This window comes from Mycobacterium sp. NPDC003449 (assembly GCF_053588415.1).
In genome coordinates, this window is record NZ_JBSFPX010000355.1 from 1 (window position 1) to 2,234 (window position 2,234).

A 2,234-nucleotide genomic window follows, 5' to 3' on the forward strand; every position below is an offset into this window, starting at 1 on the left:
GAGCAGACGTAAACCTGCCCGTTTTCCGACGAAAAGGGGCAGGTTTACGTCTGTTCGGCGAAGGCGCCGGCCTTGGTCAACGGCGACGGGAACCGCGGGTTGACCCGCACGCCGCCCAGCCATTCGGTGAGTTCGTCGGCGCGCCGCTGCACCGCACCCGCGCCGTCGCGGCCGATCTCCTCGAGTAGGCGAAACCCGACCCGCCCGTCACCGTCCTGGCCCCAGGCGCCGACGATCCGCCCGTTCCACCATACGGTCGGGCCCGCGTTGCCGTTGGTGTCGAACACCTGGCCGCGATGCGGTCCCAGGTACCAGTCCCGGTCGAACCAGCCCATCGTGGTGACATCCAATCCGGGCAGCAGGGCACACCAGGGCTCCGGATCGGGGTCGTCGTCGACATCCTCGGGCAGGACGTAACCAGGGGTCCCCGATAGATCGACCTCGACGGCGCCGACATCGCGCAACCCCTGCCGCGCCCAGGTCAGGGTGTTGCCGAACCACCATTTGATGTCGGTCAGGCTCGCCGGGCCGAACGCGGCCAGCCAGCGGCGCACGAGCTCGGCCCGGGCGGCCTCCGGGTCCGCCTCGGCGAGTTTGTCGCCGAGCCATCCGACCGTGGTCGACCAGCGCGGCCGCGACACCGTCCACGAGCCCTCATTGGGTCCGCGGATGATCTCGCCGCGGACCCCGAGTAGCGTCAAAACCCTTGGGCCCAACGGGATTGCTCCGCCCCACCGCTTCCCGGGGGCCGGGTCGTGGCTGCCGGTCAGCTCGGGCAGCGCCGCGCGCAGATCCCGCGCGTTGGTCGGTCCGTGCTCGCCGAGATGGGCGAGTACCGCCGCGCAGGCCGCGGCGACCCAGGTTTCGCCGTCCGCCGCGACACCGGCCTTCTGGACGTCGCCGACCAGTTTGCGGAATTCGGAGCCGGCCACCCGGTCGCTGGCCGCGGCCTGGACAACGGGCAGATCCTCGGCGCGCACGATCCACAGGGTGCGGCGCATCGCCAGATGTTTGACCACGGTGCGGCGCTGGTAGAGCACGGAATCGAAGTCGGCGACGGTGAACTCCGGCAGCCGGGCCCAGAGCGACAGGTACGGGGTCGACGGGTCGGTGGCGTGCAGCCCGACCAGGCTTGCGGTGGCATCGAGGACCGAATGGGCGGGCCGGCCGGGGCTCAGGAAATGCCGGTGGGCCAGCCGGGCGCGTCGCTGCGCCGGGGTGAACGACCGCACGGATCAGGTGTCCTCGGGTTTACGCATGGACTCACGGATCTGATCCAGGCGCGCGGCCGCCGCCTCCTGGCGTTTCTCGTACTGCTCCTCGGCCTGACGCCCCTCGGGGGTCTCGGCGGCCAGTTCGGCCGACCCGATCGCGGTGCCGTAGCGGGTCTCGATCTTCTCCCGCACCGCATCGAACGTCGGCACCCCGGCGGCGGTGTATCCGGTTTCGGCGGGCGGCACCGGAACGGGCTGCGCCGGCGCGGCCGGGACCACCTCGCCCTCCACCACGGACTCGTCGGGTTCGCTGGGCCGGGCCGGATCGTCTGTCACGCACCCCACGTTACCTGCGGCAACCGACATTTCTTGGGATCGGTAGCGATCCGTCCGGCCTTGACTTGGGGCACGACGGAGCCATCGGGGCGACGGAGACGAAGGAGAAGAGGCAATGACCGTTAACGCCAGGAATCGGGTGATCGCAGGCGCCGTGGGACTGTTCGCCGTCGGCGCGGTGGTGGTCGGCTGCTCGCAGGACAAGGCCGACGATCAGGCTTCCGAGAAGCCGGCCGCATCGGCGGAGGCGGCGGCCGATACGCAGGTCAGCACCGGGGCCAACGCCGCGGTCCAGGTCGACGGCGCCGACCTGGCCGGCCTCGACCTCAACTCGGTGACCTGTGTCAAGCAGGCCGGCAAGATCAACGTGGCCAGCGCCGCGATCGGCGGCCAGCAGGGCCTGGGCGTCGTGATGACCGATGAGGCCACCCCGAAGGTGGAATCGCTGGGCCTGGTCTACGACGGCAGCGCATTGGCGGTGAGTGAGGCGATGGGAGCCAAGGTCGGGTCCGCCGAGGTCACGGTGGACGGTGACACCTACACCATCACCGGTGAGGCGTCCGGCGCCGATATGAAGAACCCGATGGCCGGGATGGTCAACAAGCCGTTCACCATCACGGTGACCTGCAGTTGACCGTTCCGACACGGCGGGGGGGGCGCGGGAACGGCGCGCCCCCCCCCGAG

3 protein-coding genes are annotated in these 2,234 nt (G+C 70.5%); 1 reads left to right on the top strand and 2 read right to left on the bottom strand.

Features of this window, described 5'->3' with window-relative positions; all coding sequences use genetic code 11:
- Positions 1 to 44 precede the first annotated feature (44 nt).
- Entirely contained in the window at positions 45 to 1,232 is a 1,188-nt protein-coding gene (locus ACWDTP_RS38205) for a winged helix DNA-binding domain-containing protein (protein WP_450028405.1), read from the bottom strand.
- 3 nt (positions 1,233 to 1,235) lie between these two features.
- On the bottom strand, positions 1,236 to 1,493 hold the full coding sequence (locus ACWDTP_RS38210; RefSeq protein WP_450028407.1) for a hypothetical protein: 258 nt from the start codon (positions 1,491 to 1,493) through the stop codon (positions 1,236 to 1,238).
- 172 nt (positions 1,494 to 1,665) lie between these two features.
- Between ACWDTP_RS38210 and ACWDTP_RS38215 the strand changes: the two genes are divergently transcribed.
- Positions 1,666 to 2,184, top strand: coding sequence for a lipoprotein LpqH (locus ACWDTP_RS38215; protein WP_450028406.1), 519 nt, complete (start codon positions 1,666 to 1,668; stop codon positions 2,182 to 2,184).
- Positions 2,185 to 2,234: the final 50 nt, after the last annotated feature.